This is a genomic window from Pseudomonas sp. PA-5-4B (assembly GCF_021606215.1).
In the GTDB taxonomy this organism is placed as follows: Bacteria; Pseudomonadota; Gammaproteobacteria; order Pseudomonadales; family Pseudomonadaceae; genus Aquipseudomonas; species Aquipseudomonas edaphica.
In genome coordinates this window covers 1-17,327 of record NZ_WKDB01000025.1, presented here as the reverse complement: position 1 = coordinate 17,327, position 17,327 = coordinate 1, and the positions used below count along the sequence as shown (strand labels likewise).

Annotated in this window: 18 protein-coding genes and 2 pseudogenes; 7 read left to right on the top strand and 13 right to left on the bottom strand. The window is 60.6% G+C overall.

Translation table 11 applies throughout. From position 1 onward, the window contains the following. Nucleotides 1-97: 97 nt before the first annotated feature. The 3 genes from GIW28_RS14345 to GIW28_RS14335 form a co-directional block, all read right to left on the bottom strand. Complete coding sequence (locus tag GIW28_RS14345) at nucleotides 98-1,390, bottom strand: PQQ-dependent sugar dehydrogenase (protein ID WP_236447655.1); 1,293 nt, start codon at nucleotides 1,388-1,390, stop codon at nucleotides 98-100. After that, on the bottom strand, nucleotides 1,387-1,812 hold the full coding sequence (locus GIW28_RS14340) for a DUF2231 domain-containing protein (RefSeq protein ID WP_138451243.1): 426 nt from the start codon (nucleotides 1,810-1,812) through the stop codon (nucleotides 1,387-1,389). Before GIW28_RS14340 ends, GIW28_RS14345 begins: the two co-directional genes overlap by 4 nt. Before the next feature lie 126 nt (nucleotides 1,813-1,938). Beyond that, entirely contained in the window at nucleotides 1,939-2,451 is a 513-nt protein-coding gene (locus GIW28_RS14335) for a GNAT family N-acetyltransferase (RefSeq protein ID WP_017138949.1), read from the bottom strand. Between the two features lie 123 nt (nucleotides 2,452-2,574). On the opposite strand from GIW28_RS14335, the gene GIW28_RS14330 reads away from it, so the two are divergent. Both GIW28_RS14330 and GIW28_RS14325 read left to right on the top strand, forming a co-directional pair. Beyond that, nucleotides 2,575-3,054: an AAA family ATPase gene (locus GIW28_RS14330; protein ID WP_236447656.1), complete on the top strand. Its 480-nt coding sequence runs from the start codon at nucleotides 2,575-2,577 to the stop codon at nucleotides 3,052-3,054. Then, nucleotides 3,051-3,812, top strand: coding sequence for a nucleotidyltransferase domain-containing protein (locus GIW28_RS14325; protein WP_236447657.1), 762 nt, complete (start codon nucleotides 3,051-3,053; stop codon nucleotides 3,810-3,812). The genes GIW28_RS14330 and GIW28_RS14325 overlap by 4 nt, the downstream gene beginning before the upstream one ends. A gap of 58 nt (nucleotides 3,813-3,870) precedes the next feature. Here the strand turns inward: GIW28_RS14325 and GIW28_RS30825 are convergent, their stop codons facing one another. Continuing rightward, complete coding sequence (locus GIW28_RS30825; protein ID WP_371919082.1) at nucleotides 3,871-4,638, bottom strand: methyl-accepting chemotaxis protein; 768 nt, start codon at nucleotides 4,636-4,638, stop codon at nucleotides 3,871-3,873. 87 nt (nucleotides 4,639-4,725) lie between these two features. After that, a pseudogene (locus tag GIW28_RS30820) lies at nucleotides 4,726-5,613 on the bottom strand (cache domain-containing protein); the annotation flags it as partial. Here GIW28_RS30820 and GIW28_RS14315 point away from each other — a divergent pair. From GIW28_RS14315 to GIW28_RS14305, 3 genes are all read left to right on the top strand, one after another. Next, entirely contained in the window at nucleotides 5,614-5,883 is a 270-nt protein-coding gene (locus tag GIW28_RS14315) for a hypothetical protein (RefSeq protein ID WP_236447661.1), read from the top strand. A gap of 238 nt (nucleotides 5,884-6,121) precedes the next feature. Next, on the top strand, nucleotides 6,122-6,550 hold the full coding sequence (locus GIW28_RS14310; protein WP_017138944.1) for a bleomycin resistance protein: 429 nt from the start codon (nucleotides 6,122-6,124) through the stop codon (nucleotides 6,548-6,550). Beyond that, entirely contained in the window at nucleotides 6,543-6,992 is a 450-nt protein-coding gene (locus tag GIW28_RS14305; protein ID WP_017138943.1) for an NUDIX hydrolase, read from the top strand. Before GIW28_RS14310 ends, GIW28_RS14305 begins: the two co-directional genes overlap by 8 nt. Here the strand turns inward: GIW28_RS14305 and GIW28_RS14300 are convergent. Continuing rightward, the gene (locus GIW28_RS14300; protein ID WP_017138942.1) at nucleotides 6,989-7,549 is read right to left on the bottom strand and encodes a cysteine hydrolase family protein; all 561 of its coding nucleotides are present in this window, start codon (nucleotides 7,547-7,549) and stop codon (nucleotides 6,989-6,991) included. The two genes, GIW28_RS14305 and GIW28_RS14300, sit on opposite strands and share 4 nt — an antisense overlap. 265 nt (nucleotides 7,550-7,814) lie before the next feature. Further along, nucleotides 7,815-8,447 (bottom strand): TetR family transcriptional regulator, encoded by a 633-nt coding sequence (locus GIW28_RS14295; protein ID WP_017138941.1) that lies wholly within the window; start codon nucleotides 8,445-8,447, stop codon nucleotides 7,815-7,817. A 111-nt stretch (nucleotides 8,448-8,558) separates the two neighbouring features. On the opposite strand from GIW28_RS14295, the gene GIW28_RS14290 reads away from it, so the two are divergent. Beyond that, nucleotides 8,559-9,215 carry an O-methyltransferase gene (locus GIW28_RS14290; protein WP_017138940.1) on the top strand — a complete coding sequence of 219 codons (657 nt, stop codon included), beginning with the start codon at nucleotides 8,559-8,561 and terminating at the stop codon, nucleotides 9,213-9,215. A gap of 3 nt (nucleotides 9,216-9,218) precedes the next feature. On the opposite strand, the gene GIW28_RS14285 is transcribed toward GIW28_RS14290, so the two are convergent. Further along, nucleotides 9,219-9,839: a LysE family translocator gene (locus tag GIW28_RS14285; protein WP_017138939.1), complete on the bottom strand. Its 621-nt coding sequence runs from the start codon at nucleotides 9,837-9,839 to the stop codon at nucleotides 9,219-9,221. A 134-nt stretch (nucleotides 9,840-9,973) separates the two neighbouring features. Here GIW28_RS14285 and GIW28_RS14280 point away from each other — a divergent pair, with 134 nt between their 5' ends. Then, nucleotides 9,974-12,172, top strand: coding sequence for an OsmC domain/YcaO domain-containing protein (locus GIW28_RS14280; RefSeq protein ID WP_236447658.1), 2,199 nt, complete (start codon nucleotides 9,974-9,976; stop codon nucleotides 12,170-12,172). 120 nt (nucleotides 12,173-12,292) lie between these two features. Here the strand turns inward: GIW28_RS14280 and GIW28_RS14275 are convergent, their stop codons facing one another. The 5 genes and pseudogenes from GIW28_RS14275 to GIW28_RS30660 all read right to left on the bottom strand — a co-directional run. Continuing rightward, nucleotides 12,293-13,459, bottom strand: coding sequence for a cystathionine gamma-synthase (locus tag GIW28_RS14275; protein ID WP_236447659.1), 1,167 nt, complete (start codon nucleotides 13,457-13,459; stop codon nucleotides 12,293-12,295). Beyond that, nucleotides 13,456-14,832 carry a pyridoxal-phosphate dependent enzyme gene (locus tag GIW28_RS14270; RefSeq protein ID WP_017138937.1) on the bottom strand — a complete coding sequence of 459 codons (1,377 nt, stop codon included), beginning with the start codon at nucleotides 14,830-14,832 and terminating at the stop codon, nucleotides 13,456-13,458. The genes GIW28_RS14275 and GIW28_RS14270 overlap by 4 nt, the downstream gene beginning before the upstream one ends. 139 nt (nucleotides 14,833-14,971) lie before the next feature. Continuing rightward, nucleotides 14,972-15,823, bottom strand: a complete 852-nt coding sequence (gene dapA / locus GIW28_RS14265) for a 4-hydroxy-tetrahydrodipicolinate synthase (protein ID WP_236448138.1) — start codon at nucleotides 15,821-15,823, stop codon at nucleotides 14,972-14,974. A 283-nt stretch (nucleotides 15,824-16,106) separates the two neighbouring features. Then, nucleotides 16,107-17,081, bottom strand: a complete 975-nt coding sequence (locus GIW28_RS14260) for an alpha/beta hydrolase (protein ID WP_236448137.1) — start codon at nucleotides 17,079-17,081, stop codon at nucleotides 16,107-16,109. Between the two features lie 162 nt (nucleotides 17,082-17,243). Continuing rightward, nucleotides 17,244-17,327 (bottom strand): annotated as a pseudogene (locus tag GIW28_RS30660) (VOC family protein); the annotation flags it as partial.

Here is a 17,327-nt window from a genome sequence, read left to right as displayed (position 1 = left end):
GCGTAGCAGTCCCATGCTCTTGAAGCAAAGAGCAGGGGCCGCTTCGCAGCCCAGCGGGAGCAAGCTCCCTCGCCACAGTGACAAGGTTCAACGGCGGTTACCGATTGCGTGTCACCCGCCAAACGGTGTTGGCCAAGTCGTCAGCAATGATCAGCGCACCTTTGGGGTCGACCGTCACGCCCACCGGGCGGCCACGGGTCTTGCCGTCGTCGCCACGGAAACCGGTGGCGAAATCAATCGGTTCGCCAGCCGGCTTGCCGTTGCTGAACGGTACGAAGATCACCTTGTAGCCCACCGGGTTGTCGCGGTTCCAGCTGCCGTGTTCGCCGACAAACACGCCGTCGGCGAATTGTTCACCCATGGCCGGTATCGAAAAATCCACGCCCAGTGCCGCAACGTGCGAGCCCAGGCTGTAATCCGGCTTGATCGCGGCCGCCACTTTCAGTGGGTTCTGCGGTTGCGCGCGGGGGTCGACGTTCTGGCCCCAGTAGCTGTAGGGCCAGCCGTAGAAGGCGCCTTCGCGCACTGAGGTGAGGTAGTCCGGCACCAGGTCGGGGCCGAGTTCATCGCGTTCGTTGACCACCGTCCACAATTGCCCCGAGCCCGGCTGAATGGTCAGTGCGGTCGGGTTGCGCAGGCCGGTGGCGTAGGGCTTGTGCGCGCCGCTGGCTGCGTCGATCTGCCAGACCATGGCGCGGTCGATCTCCACTTCCATGCCGCGCTCGGTGATGTTGCTGTTGGAGCCAATGCCCACATAGAGCTGGCGCCCGTCTTCGCTGATGGCCAGGGATTTGGTCCAGTGATGGTTGATCTGCGCCGGCAGGTCGATGATTTTGGTTGGCGCGCCGCTGGCTTTGGTCTGGCCGTCGGTATAGTCGAAGCGCACCAGGGCATCCTGGTTGGCCACGTACAGCTTGCCGTCGGCGAAAGCCAGGCCATAGGGCGCGTTGAGGTTGTCGGCAAACACGGTCTTGAGCTCGTAGTTGCCGTCACCGTCGGCATCGCGCAGCAACGTGAGGCGGTTACCACCCTTGACCTTGGTGTTGCCCTGGGCCTTGATCACGCTGGCGATTACATCCTTGGGCTTGAGCTTGGCCGCACTGCCGCCACGGCCTTCGGCAACGAGAATATCGCCATTGGGCAGCACCAGGGTTTGCCGAGGAATGGCCAGGTCGGTGGCGATGGCCGTGACGCTGTAGCCTTGCGGCACCGTGGGTTTTTGCTCGCCCCAGGGTGTCGGCTCGGCAATCTTCATGCTCGGCAGCAGGCTGCTTTGTTGCTCGGGCAGTTTGGGATCGGGACCGCGTGCCTGGGTTTTGTCGCCGGCGTCGCCACACGCGCTCAGCAACAGCGCTGCGCTCAGCAAGGTCAGCGTATTGAGTGGGTTCATTTGGCAGCTCCCGAGCGCAGGTTGGTCAGGCCGACCCATGTGGCAACAATCGCCAGAACCGTCACGATCACCGACAGTACCAGGCCAACAGGCATCATGGCGTAGGCGTCCTTGGCATGTTGGAAGGCGTTGACCAGCCCGAGTCCCCAGGTGATCAGTAACAGCAGGAAGTACGCGGCGGGGCGTCCGCCTTTATGCTCGGCGCGCACCAGGTTGACCAGCGCGAACAACAATGCAAAGCCACAAAACACCAAGGCACCGGCGATCAGCCAGGACGCGAAGTTGGCCCATTGGATCTGATAGGTCTGGCCGTAGGCGATGTCACTGAGCAACGCACCGAGAAACAGCGGCACGGTGCCGGCCAACAGGGTCGAGTGCAGCGGGCCAGGCCTGACGAGTGGGTAGGCGGGAAGGGTGGTCATAGGGTCGCGGCTCCTTGTTTTATCCAACGCCCCGGGGCGGGGCAGCGCATAGGGAAGGAGCGTAGAGCCTGGCGGATAGTTCAGCGCAATTCGTGTCGAAATATTATTTCAGGGTTTGACAGGGCTTTAACGGGTCCACACATAGCGCACCTCTTCCAGCGTCACGCCACCGCGCACCAGCGTGCGACGGCTACCCGGGTCTTCAGTGCCGCCAAAGCGTGTATAGAAACGTACGGCTCTTTGGTTGGCGGCTAAAACCCATAAGGAAATGCGTTTATAACCCTGTTCAACCAAACGTTGGAAACCCGCCTGCCACAATTGCGCGCCGATGCCGTGACCCCAGTAGTCCGCCAACACGTAGATAGCCATGACCTCTCCCGATGCGACCTCGGGCGTGTCCGTATCCCGGCAAAGGCCCAGCGACAGCCAGCCGATAACGTTGCCATCCACTTCGGCGACTAATACGCCAGCGTCTTGGCTTTCAATCAAGCGCGCCCAGTTAGCCTCTTTCTGCGGCAGTGTTGTGCTCAGCGAGGCCAGAAAATCTGCTGGCATCAGGTCTACATAAGCCTGTTGCCAACTGCTCACATGCACCTGAGCGATGTGCTTGGCGTCCTTGGGCAATGCATCACGAATCATAACCATCCCTTGTCGTTAATTTGTCGAAACCAGGGTGCCCATTCACTGTTACAGAATAGGTTCTCATTATGCAGAGCCCTGAAAACTGGCATGCTTCAGGGCCTGACAAAAGGAACCGTGTCCATGCCAACCCTGCACCTGCTGTGCGGCAAGATCGCCTCCGGCAAATCCACCCTGGCCAACACTTTGGCCGCTGAACACGCCGCCATCCTGTTGAGCGAAGACCATTGGCTCGCCACCCTTTACCCCGGTGAAGTCCTCTCGATTGCCGATTACGTGAGCTGCGCCCAGCGTATTCGAGGTGTGCTCGGGCCGTTGGTGATCAACGTGCTGCGATCGGGCATCAGCGTTGTGTTGGACTTCCCGGCCAATACGCTGGCTAATCGCGAGTGGCTGCTGAGCTTGGCCCAGGCTGCGCAAGCGCCGCACTGCCTGCACTATCTGGAGCTGGATGACGCCACCTGCCGCAGCCGTTTACAGGCGCGCAATGCCCAGGGCGAGCATGATTTCGCCGCCACCGACGCCGAGTTTGACCTGATCACCCGCCATTTCTGTGTGCCGAGTGAGGCGGAAGGCCTGGTGATCGAGGTGCATCACCCATGAGTACGGTGACCGGTGTGGATGCCCAGGGCTGTGTGCTGACGCTGGGCAATGCCGCCTTCCAGCCTGAGTTTGAGCCGCTGCTGGCGGATGTTATCGCCAGCCTCTCCCAGTCCGGGCTGGACGGCATTTATGTGTATGGCAGTGTCGCCAGGGGCGAAGCCCGCCCAGGTGAGTCGGACCTGGACCTTAGCCTGATTCTGCTCGAACCGCCGGATGCACAGGTATTGGCACACTTGGAAACGCTGCGCCAGGCGCTGGAGCAACGCCACCCGGCGGTCACCAAGATCGATTTCGATATCGGCCACCGCGCCGAAGTGCTGGCGCCCGAAAACGCAAATAAATGGGGTTTCTGGCTCAAGCATCATTGCCGTTGTGTGTGGGGCGAGGATCTTTCGCTGCGCTTTGAACGCTTCCAGCCTTCGCGCGAAATCGCCCTGGCGTTGAATGGTGATTTTGAATCCGTGTTGAGCGGCTATCTCAACCTCATCCATCAGGCCAATACCCCAACCGAGCGCCTGCGGCTGCAACGCGAAGCGGCTCGCAAGCTGATTCGAGCGACTAACATATTGCGCGGCCCCGACGCGCCCTGGCCGTACACCCTCGAAGAGCACGTTGCCTTGTTCGTACAGCATCACCCCGCGATGCGCATCCAGATCGCGTATTTCCTGTTCGAGGCGCGAAACCCGAGTGCCGTGGGCGAGCCCTTCAGCGTGCGACTGCAAACCTTTATCGAGTGGATGGTTTCACAGCAGGTATAGACAGCAGGTATAGATAGGTAATTTGGCACTCAGGCTCACTTTACCTACGCTGCGCACATCAGGATTTAAAACGCCCCACCAAGCCATTCAGCTCCTGCGACAGGCTCGATAACCGCCCCGAATCATCCTGCGCAGCATTGGCCAGGCTCTCCACCAACCTTGCCTCGTCATAGATCTGCTGGATATGGCGGTTGATTTCTTCGGCCACGCTGTGTTGTTCCTCGGCGGCGGCGGAAATCTGCAGGTTCTGGTCGCGGATCTCGTTTACCGACAACTGGATGCCCTCGAAACTGTCCCGCGCGTTTTCGATGGACGACACGCTGGCGCGGGACAGGTCCAGGCAACTGCTCATCTTCTGGGTGACTTCTTCGGTCTTGCTGCCGAGGGTGCCGAGCAACTGCTCGATCTCGCCGGTGGAGTCGGAGGTGCGCTTGGCCAGCGCGCGCACTTCATCGGCCACCACGGCAAAACCACGGCCCTGATCACCGGCGCGGGCGGCTTCGATGGCGGCGTTGAGGGCCAGCAGGTTGGTCTGCTCGGCGATGGCGCGAATAGTGCCGAGGATCTGGTTGATGCTGCGGCTGCCGGCTTCCAGCTCGACCATGGCCTGGGATGACTCGGTCAGGCGGCGGCCCAGGCGGTTGACGTTATCGGTGGTGACTTCGATCTGCTGTTTGCCTTCGGCCACACGGCGATGGCCGTTCTCGGCCGACTCCGCCGCGCCGCTGCACGAGCGTGCGACTTCGTTGGCGGTGGCGACCATTTCATTGAACGCGGTAGACACCAATTCCACCGCTTCACGCTGGCGCCCGGCGGCTTCGTTCATGTTATGTGCCACTTCACTGTTGACCCGTGACGCGTCCTGAAGATTGGTGGAGGCCGCGCCAATATGCTGGATCAGTTGACGGATTGCGGCGAGGAATTTATTGAACCAGCCCGCCAGCTCGGCAGTTTCATCCTTGCCCTGTACTTGCAGCTCATGGCGCAAATCGCCTTCACCCTGGGCGATGGACTGCAAGCCGGTGCTGACCTGGCCGATCGGTTTGACGATCACCTTGGAAAACGCCGCGGCGATCAGCCCGAAGATCAGCACCAGCACGGCCACGATTGCCGTGGTCAGGTAGGTCATGCGCGTCGCCGCCGCCATGACTTCGTTGTATTCGATCAGCCCCACATACCGCCAGCCCAGGCCCGGTGAGGTCCACACGTTGGCCATGTAGCGCACGCCGTCGATGACCACCTCGGTTGAGCCCTGGGGCGTCTCGGCCAAGTGCGCATACGGCGCGCCGAGGTCCTTGAGCGGCTTGAAGTTGTGCGCGGCGTTGCGCGGGTCGACCAGCACCACGCCGTCTTCGATCAACATCACGTAGCCGCTTTCACCCAGCTTGATGCTTTTGAGCAATTCGGTGAGGTTCTTCAGCGACACGCTGACCACGAACACCCCCTTGGCCTTGCCGCTGCTGTCGAGCAGAGCACGTGCGGTGCCCACCAGCGCCACATCATCCTTGTCATAGTAGTAAGCGGGTGTGCGCACGGTCTTGTTGGGGCTGGCCATGGCAGCCTTGTACCAGGGACGGGTGCGCGGGTCGTATTTGGCCAGTTGTGGGTCATCGGGCCATTTGGCGTAGGTGCCGTCTTCGAGGCCAATGGACAGAATCGCAGCGGAAGGGTGGGTGGCGCCAAAACGGGCAAACTGGTCGATTACCTGCTGCGCCTGGGCGGGCATTGGCTGACTCGCGGCGTTTGCAGGCTGATAATCTTTTAGAGTGTTCACTGAAGTGTATACAGGATCAGCGGACATTTGATCGACGTTCTGCAAGGTGCCGTCGAAGAATTGCCGGATATTGCCATCGATCTGACGTATTTCGCGGGTGCTGCCATCAATAAACTGATCGACCGCCTGAGTCCGCGTGTTCATGACGGAGATAACTGCAACCAGGCTAACCGGGATAAAGGCGACAGAGACGAACGCGAGAACGAGCTTGTTTTTTATTTTCATCGAGACGACCACTGGGCGAAGAGGCGATTTGATATCACTGACTGTCTCGGCCCGAGGGTTATAAATCTTTAGCTTTATTTTGTGTACAACAAAAAATGTTTTTGTCCTGAAAATTTAACCATGCCCAAGCATGGGGCCCGCCAGGTTGAAAGTGTTGAGCCCCGAGGTGTTTTCACCGTTAAGATGCCATCGATATTTTTTCATTAAGGATGATGCATGCCACTGATCACGGAACGTGTCGCACTGGCCCGCAGCGGTGCCAACGATAAAGTCATCTGCCGCATGGCCTCAGGTTGGGCGGTGATGGGCGATGCATAGAAATAATCTGGTCCCGGAATTGATGGTGACCGACCTGAACCGCAGCCTTGAGTTCTGGGTCGGTTGTCTGGGGTTCACGGTGGCTTATCAGCGCCTGGAAGACGGCTTCGCGTATCTTGACCTGGACGGAGCCCAGGTGATGCTTGAACAAGTCGACCCACTCGCCAGTCAATGGCTCACGGGGGCGTTGGAAAGGCCATTCGGGCGCGGCATGAACCTGCAAATTGATGTCGTGGCGGTACATCCGGTTATTCAACGGCTGGAGAGGGCGGCCTATCCCGTGTTCAAGGCCTGCAAAGACGTGTGGTACCGGGCAGGCGAGGTCGAGGTTGGGCAGCGCGAGTTTCTGGTACAGGACCCGGATGGTTATCTGGTAAGACTGGTAGAGCGGCTTGGTGAAAGGAAGAGAGACAATGCGTGAGCGCAAGGCGGCACGCCTTTTGGTGATCAGCCCGGCTCGAAAAGTGCTGCTGTTCCGGTTCGTCCACAAGGACGGGGCACTGGCCGGCAGGAATTACTGGGCGACGCCCGGCGGCGGTGTTGAAGCCGGGGAAACCTTTCACACCGCTGCGATCCGTGAGCTGCGCGAAGAGACCGGCATTGTGGTCAGTGACGTACAAGCGCCGGTAGCAGATCGCCGATTTGAGCTGATGCTACCCAGTGGTGAAACGGTGTTGGCCATTGAGCAGTACTTTGTTGTGCAGGCGCAAAACGAGCACCTGTCGCGAGACGAATGGACAGTGCAAGAAGCCCAGGTCATGGCGGATCACCATTGGTGGTCCACCGAGGCGCTGCATTCGACGGCAGACACGGTATGGCCAGAAGGGCTTATCGACATGCTCGCGCAAGCAGGCGTTTTTTAAAGCATGGCCAGGATATCGGCAGTGGCTGTGACCCTGGCGTAATCCATCGCCAGGTTGCTGAGCGACAGTGCATGCACATCCTCGGCAGGCCAGAGGCGGCCCGATAAATCGGCTTGATCAAAGGTGTAGCAGGCGTCCGCCGCCACTGTTACCTCAAAACCCAGGTTGCCGCCGGAGCGCGCCGTAGACTCGACAGAGTTGTTGGTGATCACCCCAACGATCACCAATTGCCGGATCCCACGCACATGCAGCCAACGCTCCAGGCCGGTGGCGGCGAACGCATCCGGGACGTTTTTTTCCACCACATGCTCATGCTTGAGCGGTGCCAGTGCCGGCTGGAACTCACAGCCCGGTTGGCCCGGCCAAAACACCGAGCCTTCGCTGCGGGACATGTGCCGCACATGCACCACGGGGCGATTGGACTGCCGCCATGCACGCTGCAGGTGCTGTATCTGCACCTCGGCGTCGGGGTTATTGCGGCGCCCCAGCGTGGGGTCATTCATGCCTTGCTGCATGTCGATGATCAACAACGCGGCGTTTGTGGCTAGCGGTTCCATGGCACATCCTTTAGCTGGATCAGGCGCGAAACATAGCAGCGATTGGGCGTGCTTAAACAGGTCTATTGTTCGAAGCTCATTTGCACGATGCACATCGATCCAAAGTGGGAGCTGGCTTGCCTGCGATAGCGGTCTATCCGTGCATACATCGGTGACTGACCCATCGCCATCGCAGGCAAGCCAGCTCCCACAGTCGCCGATACTCCCATCGAGCGCTGGTGCCTTCAATCGCCGTGTGAACCTTCCGCTACGGCTTCGTAAGCAATCAGGGCCGATTGAGTGTATTCACATAAGCACTGAACATAGCGGCCATGCCATCGGCATACACCTCGATTTCGGCAGCGGTGCGCGGGCTGAAGGAAAAGTCCTTGCCCACGCAACCCAGCGTGCTGCGGATCAGGTCACACGCCAGTGCGCGGGTTGCGTCGGGCACCTCGGGCAGCAACTCATGCATGAATGTCTCAAAGGCTTGCCGGCCGGCCGCGCGCACTTGCTCCGCTTCCGGCGCATCGCGGTACAGCGGCGCCGCGTCGTGCAGCGCACCGCGCATCAGCGCCTCCTCGCACTCGGAATGGATAAATGCATGCACCAAGGTACGCAGGCGGGTCAGCGGTGCTATTTCGGTTTGTTCGAGGATGTCGCGCAGCATTTGGGTGGTCTGCTGCCATTCATCACTTTGCAGCCGAAACAGGATCGCGGCCTTGTTGGGGAAATATTGATACACCGAGCCGACACTCACGCCGGCTTTTTCCGCGACCCGCGCGGTGGTGAAACGCGTAGCGCCTTCCTTGGCCAAAACCTGAATAGCGGCTTCGAGAATCGCCGCCACCAACTCGGTCGAGCGTGCCTGTTGTGGCTGTTTGCGCGAGGCAATACGGGGAGTCTGGCGGGTGGTCATTTCGGGCTCCGAGCGCTGGGCGAACGCGAATAGCGAAGGCGATGAATCACTCGCATACTTTTAATGCGACGAATTAATCGCATCTTAGTCCCCCTTCGACGGAAATCAATCATGACCACCCTGACCACCGCGCCTCTTGCAGCCCTGATCGAACGCCTCTACGCCCAAGCCAATGCGGCGACCAGCCCGCTCATCGACACTGTGTCGCCGCAAGAGCGCAACCGCCTGATGCACAGCAAAACCGAGTACCTTGAGCTTTACACGATGCTCAAGGATCTGTGGCTGCCCGTCTCGCGTGACACCGGCAACCTGCTCTATATGCTGGCCCGCAGCAGCCATGCAAAAGCTATTGTCGAGTTCGGCACCTCGTTCGGGTTGTCCACCTTGTTCCTGGCTGCCGCACTGCGCGACAACGGCGGCGGCGTGTTGATCGGCAGCGAATTCGAACCGTCAAAGATTGCCCTGGCGCGCGAACATTTCATCGAAGGCGGCGTCAGCGACCTGATCGAGGTGCGCGAAGGCGACGCGCTGGTCTCATTGGCTGCAAACCTGCCGCAAACGGTCGACCTGCTGCTGCTCGATGGCGCCAAGTCGCTGTATGGCGATGTGTTGAACCTGGTAGAGAAGCACCTGCGGCCGGGCGCGCTGGTGGTGGCTGACAACACCAACTACTGCCCTGAATACCTGGCGCACGTGCGCGAACCTGGGAACGGCTATCTGTCGGTGCCGTTTGCCGATGATATCGAACTGTCGATCCGCCTCGGCTAAGGTTCAGCGCTTGCTCAATGCCAAGCGCGCGGCGAACAACACGAAGATCATGCCGGTGGTGCGGTCCATCCACCGGATCACCTTTTCCCTGCGCAGGAAACCGGACAGCGGCCGGGTGGCGCCAATCAGCAGCAGTGACCACAGCAGGCCCAGCAGCACATGAATGCTGACCAGGCCAAAGGTCCAGGCAATCAGCGGCTGGCCTTGGGGGATGAATTGCGGCAGGAAGGACACGTAGAAGATGCCCACTTTGGGATTCAGCACATTGCCCAACATGCCCTTGAGGAACCAGTTGCCGCCCGGTTTGCCCTCGGCTTTGGCGGGTGACAGTGAGCGGCGTGGGCGCACCAACATGTTCAGGCCCAGCCACGCGAGATAAGCCGCGCCGCAATATTTGAGCAGGTTGTACGCCAGCTCCGACACTGCAATCAAAGCGCCCAGGCCAAACGCCACGGCCGCGCCCCACAGCAAGCAACCGGCGTTGATGCCGAAGGTGGCGTGCAGCGCCTGGCGTTTGCCTTCGACTGTGGCGGTGCGTAGCACCAGCGCGGTATCCAGCCCCGGCGTGAGCGTGAGCAGGGTGGCGGCGAAGGTAAAGGCGAGGAGGTTATCGGTAATGGACATGGGCCGATGGCTCAAAGTGTGGTGGGTGGACGTTAGCACCGATCGGCAGCCGATTCGCAAAACCCTGAGACTTCCCGGCGAAAATCTTCATAATGGCGGCCAATTTGTTTAGCTCGTTATTCTGGTGTGCCCGCATGGAAATTAAGGTCAACTTTCTCGACAACCTTCGGCTTGAAGCCAAGTTCGATGACTTCACGGTGATTGCCGACCAGCCGATTCGCTACAAAGGCGACGGTTCGGCCCCGGGTCCGTTCGATTACTTCCTGGCTTCGTCGGCGTTGTGCGCGGCGTACTTTGTGAAGCTGTACTGCGCAACACGCAATATTCCCACCGAGAATATTCGCCTGTCACAGAACAACATCGTTGATCCGGAAAACCGCTACAACCAGATCTTCAAGATCCAGGTCGAGTTGCCAGCGGACATCTCCGACAAGGACCGCCAGGGCATCCTGCGTTCCATCGACCGCTGCACCGTGAAGAAAGTCGTGCAGGCCGGGCCGGAATTTGTGATCGAGGAAGTGGAAAACCTCGACGCGGATGCGCAGGCATTGTTGATGCCCAATTCCACCTCCGAGGCGGGCACCTACATCGCCGGCAAGGACCTGCCGCTGGAGCAGACCATCGCCAATATGTCCGGCATTCTCGCCGGCCTGGGCATGAAGATTGAAATCGCCTCGTGGCGCAATATCGTGCCCAACGTGTGGTCGTTGCATATCCGCGACGCACACTCGCCGATGTGTTTCACCAACGGCAAGGGCGCAACCAAGGAAGGCGCATTGGCGTCTGCCCTGGGCGAGTTTATCGAGCGGCTGAACTGCAACTTCTTCTACAACGACCAGTTCTGGGGTGAGGAGCTGGCCAACGCGCCGTTCGTGCATTACCCGGACGAACGCTGGTTCCAGCCTGGGCCCAAGGACGAGCTGCCGAGTGAAATCCTCGATGCCTACTGCCTGAAGGTCTACAACCGTGAGGGCGAGCTGCGTGGCTCGCACCTGTTCGACACCAACTCGGGCAATGAAGAACGCGGGATTGTTGCGCTGCCGTTCGTGCGCCAGTCCGACGGCGAAGTGGTGTATTTCCCGTCCAACCTGATCGAAAACCTCTACCTCAGCAACGGCATGAGCGCGGGCAATACCTTGGCTGAAGCCCAGGTGCAGTGCCTGTCGGAGATCTTCGAGCGCGCCGTGAAGCGCGAAATCATCGAAGGCGAGTTCGCCTTGCCGGACGTGCCCGCAGAAGTGCTGGCCAAATACCCCGGCATTGTCGCGGGTATCGAAGGCCTGGAAGCCCAGGGCTTCCCGGTGCTGGTCAAGGACGCATCCCTGGGCGGCGAGTTCCCGGTGATGTGCGTCACCCTGATGAACCCGCGCACCGGCGGCGTATTCGCCTCGTTCGGCGCACACCCAAGCATGGAAGTGGCGCTGGAACGCAGCCTCACCGAACTGCTCCAAGGCCGCAGTTTTGAAGGTTTGAATGACCTGCCGCAGCCGACCTTTGAAGGGCAGGCGGTGACCGAGCCGAACAACTTTGTCGAGCACTTTATTGACTCAAGCGGCGTGGTGTCGTGGCGCTTCTTCAGTGCGCAGTCGGACTATGAGTTCGTCGAGTGGGACTTCTCGGGCGAAGGTGAAAATTCCAACGCCGAAGAAGCCGCCACCCTGTTCGGCATTCTCGAAGGCATGGGCAAAGAGTCCTATATGGCGGTGTACGAACACCTCGGCGCCACGGCTTGCCGGATCCTGGTGCCGGACTACTCGGAAATCTACCCGGTGGACGACCTGATCTGGGACAACACCAACAAGGCGCTGTTTTTCCGTGCCGATATCCTCAACCTGCACAGCCTTGACGAGGAGGCGCTGCAGGCGTTGGTCGAGCGTCTGATCGAAAGCGAGCTGGACGATTACACCGACATCACCACCTTGATCGGCATTGAGTTCGACGACAACACGACGTGGGGCCAGTTGACCATCCTGGAGTTGAAACTGCTGATCTTCCTGGCCTTGCAGCAATATGAGGAGGCCAAGGAGTGCGTGGAGATGTTCCTGCAATACAACGACAACACCGCTGAACGCGGCCTGTTCTACCAGGCCGTGAACGCAGTGTTGGAGATGCAGTTGGACGACGACCTGGACCTCGCCGATTACGAGGCCAACTTCCGCCGAATGTTCGGTCAAGAGCGGATGGATGCGGTGATGGGTTCGGTCGATGGCAGTGTGCGGTTTTATGGCTTGACCCCGACCAGCATGAAGCTGGAAGGCCTGGATCGGCATTTGCGCTTGATCGAGAGCTATAAAAAACTGCATTCGGCGCGGGCCAACGTCACTTCAGCCTGACACAATCCCCCTTGTGAAAGCTGGCTTGTGTGGGAGCTGGCTTGCCTGCGATAGGATCACCGCGGTGCAACTGATACACCGAGGTGTCTGTATCGCAGGCAAGCCAGCTCCCACAGGCGTCTAGATCAGGGCCAGCGCCTGAGCCAGATCGGCTCTCAAATCTTCCACATCCTCAACCCCCACCGACAACCGCACCAACCCATCGCCGATCCCCAACTGCGCCCGCGTCGCCGCAGGAATGCTTGCATGGGTCATGATCGCCGGGTGTTCGATCAGGCTTTCCACGCCGCCGAGGCTTTCGGCCAACGCGAAAATTTTCACGTTTTCCAGAAAACGTGTGGCACCCGCCAGATCACTGTTCAAATCCACCGAAATCATCCCGCCAAACCCACGCATCTGCTTGCGCGCCAGTGCGTGCTGCGGGTGCGAGGCCAGGCCTGGGTAGTACACCCGCGACACTTGCGGCTGCTGTTCCAGCCAGGTGGCCAGGTCCAGTGCGTTGCTGCAATGGCGCTCCATGCGCAGTGCCAGGGTTTTTACCCCGCGCAGGGTCAGGAACGCATCGAACGGGCCGGCAATCGCGCCGACCGAGTTTTGCAAAAAGCCCAGGCGCTCGGCGAGTTCCGGGTTGTGGCCGACGATGGCGATACCGCCGATCACGTCGGAGTGGCCGTTGAGGTATTTGGTGGTGGAGTGCACCACGATGTCGAAGCCCAGCTCCAGTGGGCGCTGGATCCATGGGCTGGCGAAGGTGTTATCGGCCACGCAGATGATGCCGCGATTGCGACAGATGCGCGCAATGGCGCTGAGGTCGGTGAGGCTCAGCAGCGGGTTGCTCGGGGTCTCGACCCAGACCATGCGTGTGTCGCTCTGCAGTGAGGCTTCAAAGGCCGACAGGTCGCTTAAATCGACAAAGCTGAAACGGTGCCCGGCACTGCGTTGACGCACCTTGTCGAACAGCCGGAACGTGCCGCCATACAGGTCGTTGCCGGAGACAATATGCGCACCGGCATCCAGCAGTTCCAGCACAGTGGAAATCGCCGCCAACCCCGAAGCAAACGCAAACGCCGCACTGCCGCCCTCCAGGTCGGCCACGCAGCGCTCCAGGGCAAACCGCGTGGGGTTGTGGGAGCGCCCGTAATCAAACCCCTTGTGCACGCCGGGGCTGTCCTGCAAATAGGTGGAGTTGGCGTAGATCGGCGGCATCAGCGCGCCCGTGGTTGGGTCGGGGGATTGCCCGGCGTGGATCACACGGGTGGCAAACGCGCTTTTATCGGGCAGGCTCATGCAAGGGATCTCCGTAGGTGGTTAAGCAGGTCGACGCGGGTGATCAGGCCATGGAAGCCGGATGTGTCGGCAATAATCGCGACCAGGCCGCGATCCAGTTCCGCCTGCAATTGGGCCAGGCTGGCGCTGGGGGCCAGGGTTTGCAAGGTTTTGCTCATGGCGTCTGCCACCACCATGGAAAAGTGTGTGGCGTCCTGATGCAGGCCCAGCAGGATGTCGGATTCGTCGATGACGCCGACCAATTCACGCCCATCCACCAGCACCGGCAGTTGCGAGACATCCGCCAGGCGCATGCGCTGGAAGGCGGTGAGCAAGCTGTCGTCGGGGCTCACGCTGATCACCCGGCCGTCTTCGAAGCGCCGCGCGATCAGGTCGCGCAGGTCGCCGTAGTGTTTGTATTGCAACAGGCCCGCGTCGTTCATCCACTGGTCGTTGTAGACCTTGGACAAGTAGCGCGTACCGGTGTCGCAGACGAAGGTGACCACACGTTTTGGCTCGGTTTGTTCGCGGCAGTAACGCAGTGCGGCGGCAAGCAGGGTGCCGGTGGATGAGCCGCCGAGGATGCCTTCGGCCTTGAGTAACTGACGGGCGTGGTCGAAGCTTTCTTCATCGCTGATGGAGTAGGCATGGCGCACACTGGAGAGGTCGGCAATCGAGGGGATAAAGTCTTCGCCGATGCCTTCCACGGCCCAGGAGCCGGGCGTTTCCATTTTCCCGCTGCGGCTGTATTCGGCCATCACCGAGCCCACCGGGTCGGCCAGCACCATTTCCAGTTCGGGCTGCACGCGTTTGAAGAAGCGCGTAAGCCCGGTGAGGGTGCCGGCCGAGCCGACACCGACCACAATCGCGTCCAGATCATGCTGGGTTTGCGCCCAGATTTCCGGGGCGGTGCTGGTTTCGTGGGCCAGCGGGTTGGCGGGGTTGTTGAACTGGTCGGCGAAGAATGAACCGGGAATGTCTTTGGCCAGGCGAGCGGCCACATCCTGGTAGTACTCGGGATGGCCCTTGCCGACATCGGAACGGGTGATGTGTACTTCGGCGCCCATGGCCTTGAGGTGCAAGACCTTTTCAGTCGACATCTTGTCGGGCACCACCAGCACCACACGGTAGCCTTTGGCCCGGCCGACCAGCGCCAGGCCCAGGCCGGTGTTGCCGGCGGTGGCTTCGATAATGGTGCCGCCCGGTTGCAGGCGGCCGTCACGTTCGGCGGCGTCGATCATGGCCAGGCCGATACGGTCCTTGATCGAGCCACCGGGGTTTTGCGATTCCAACTTGAGAAACAGCGTGCAAGGGCCAGTATCGAAACGGCTGACCTTGACCAGCGGCGTGTTGCCGATCAGTTCGAGCACGGCGGGACGTGGGAGGCTGGGCATGAATTCACCTTGGTTGCGAGCAGACAGAGGTGGTGCAGCAAAGTAAAGGCGTGCCTTGGAACATAGGCCGGGATCGCGCCGGTCGCAACCGGGCGGTCCGTTGGATGTCTTTTTTTGGCGCATGAACCCGACAGGGCGTTTACAGCAGCGCGCCCAACGCCTGTTGTACGCGCGCACTGGCAGCTTGCATCGGCGCGCGCAGTTCGCTGCCGATCAAGCCCTGCAACGCCAACCCAGCCTTCACCGGTGCCGGGTTGGGCTCCATGAACATCGTGTTGATCAGTGGCAATAACGTGAAAAACGTCGCCCTGGCCTCGGCCAATTGGTTATCGCGCACTTGCTGGCACAGCGCCACAAAGGTCTCGGTATGCAGATGCGCCGAGGCCGCAATCGCGCCACTGGCGCCCAGGCACAGCGCGTTAAAAATCTGGACGTCTTCGCCGCACAACACATTCACGTCACCACTGGCCAGCAACGCCAGGGTATTGGCCAGGTTGCCGCCACAATCTTTGATCGCGCTGATTCGCGGGTGTTTGACGATGCTCAACAACGTGGCCTGCTCAAAGGTCACGCCGGTGCGGTAGGGTATGTCGTAGAGCACAATCGGCACGCTGGAGGCATCCGCCACCGTGCGGAAAAACGCCTGAAGGCCAGCCTGGGAAGGGCGGATATAGCTGGGCGCGGGCACCAGCAGACCGGCTACCGGGCGCTGGAGAATTTCGCTTTGAAAGTGCAGCAGTTCTATCTGGTTGTTGCCCGCCAGGCCCATCACCACCTGCTGCGCGGGCACCCATTGCAGCACGGCATCGAGCACGGCGAGCTGCTCCTGACGGCTCAACGACGCGGCTTCGCCCGTGGTGGTGCAGACCATGATCCCGGCGACGTGTTTTTCCAGCAGGTGACCGACCAGCCGGTGCAGGCCGATAAAGTCGATGGCGCCATCCTGAAACGGCGTGACTATGGGAACCCAGATACCTTGAAACGATGACATGCACTTTCTCCTGATGGTTGACCGCTAAAGTCACCGTCAGAAGGGCAGAGGGATTGTGCAGAAGGAGGAGGGGCCGCCGCGCTCAATGTCCTGTCAGCTCATCTGACGGGACAGCGCGCCCCGGTCACATGAGCGACTGTTTCTTCGATTTAAGGGCGTGCGCCACGCAACCTTGCGCCTTGGCAATCAAGCCAATGGCACAAAGGTTAACGAAAGACGTTGCTGACATGCGCTGGCACACCCTGAATAAGATCTCCATCTTCAGGGGATGTGACTGAATATGTCAACTCCGCCGAAGGTGCTCGCGCACAAATGCGGCGACCTCGGCTGCCAGTTCCGCATCTTCCGGTGCGCCCATGAAGCCGCCATGGGGCATGGCCTCGAACACATGCAGCAGCGCCGGCACCTGCGCCTGGCGCAAGGCGCGGTGCATGCGCACGGTGTTGGACAGGAACAGATCCCGTGTACCGCTTTGCAGGAAGGTCGGCGGGAAGCCGGCCAAATCACCAAACAGGGGCGACAGGTACGGGTGGGACAAATCCGCGCCATTGGCATACAGCAGGTTGGTGCTCATCAGCGGCATGGGCAGAACCACGTCGACGCCTCGGTTGACGTGGAAACTGTCGCCGGATTCGGTCAGGTCGACCTCCGGCGAGAGCAGCACCAGCGCCGCTGGCATTGGCAACCCTTCGTCACGGGCGCGCAAGACCATTGCCGCCGCCAGGTTACCGCCTGCCGAACGGCCGCCAATCACGATGTGCTCAGGCGCATGGTGCTTGAGTACATGGCGGTAGGTGGCCACGCAGTCATCCAGCGCCGCCGGGTAAGGGTGATCAGGCGGCATGCGGTAATCAATGCCGTAGCACATCAGGTTGTGCAGGTCGGCCTGCTTGCCGGCGGCAATACGGCAGTTTTCGCCGCCACCGAACACCAGTGCGCCGCCGTGCAGATCGATGTAGGCAAAGGGCGTGTGGCCCGGCGGTGTGGCCACGTGCACGGTGGCGCTTTCTACTGTGATGGTGTGCAGGTTGGCGCGCAGGGCGTCCGCCTGCCCGGCATTGGCGCTGGTGTAGTTCTGGTCGACGACGGCTTGCAGCTGGCGCCAGCCATCGTGGTCGTGCGGCGCGGGCATGCTGTGCAGTGCGTTCAACGGCACGCCATCAGCCCCGACCAGGCGCTGGAGTGTCGCCTGGGCTGGGGCGCTGATCGAGCTTGGGACCGGGATGGTGCGCGGTTCAAGTTTTACGCCATGGTTCATGGGCCTGAGACTCGTGTTCGACGACTGAGGCCGCAAGAATGCCAGACTGCGGGCGGGTGTGGGAGCGGGCTTGCTCGCGAAAGCGGTGGGTCAGTCAATATCTGCCTGTCTGAAAGATTGCATTCGCGAGCAAGCCCGCTCCCACACTGGTCTGTGTTGCGTTCAACGCCCAGCTATCGTAGCTTCGATGGCGGCCACGTCGATCTTGGTCATGGTCATCATCGCATCGAACGCACGCTTGGCGAT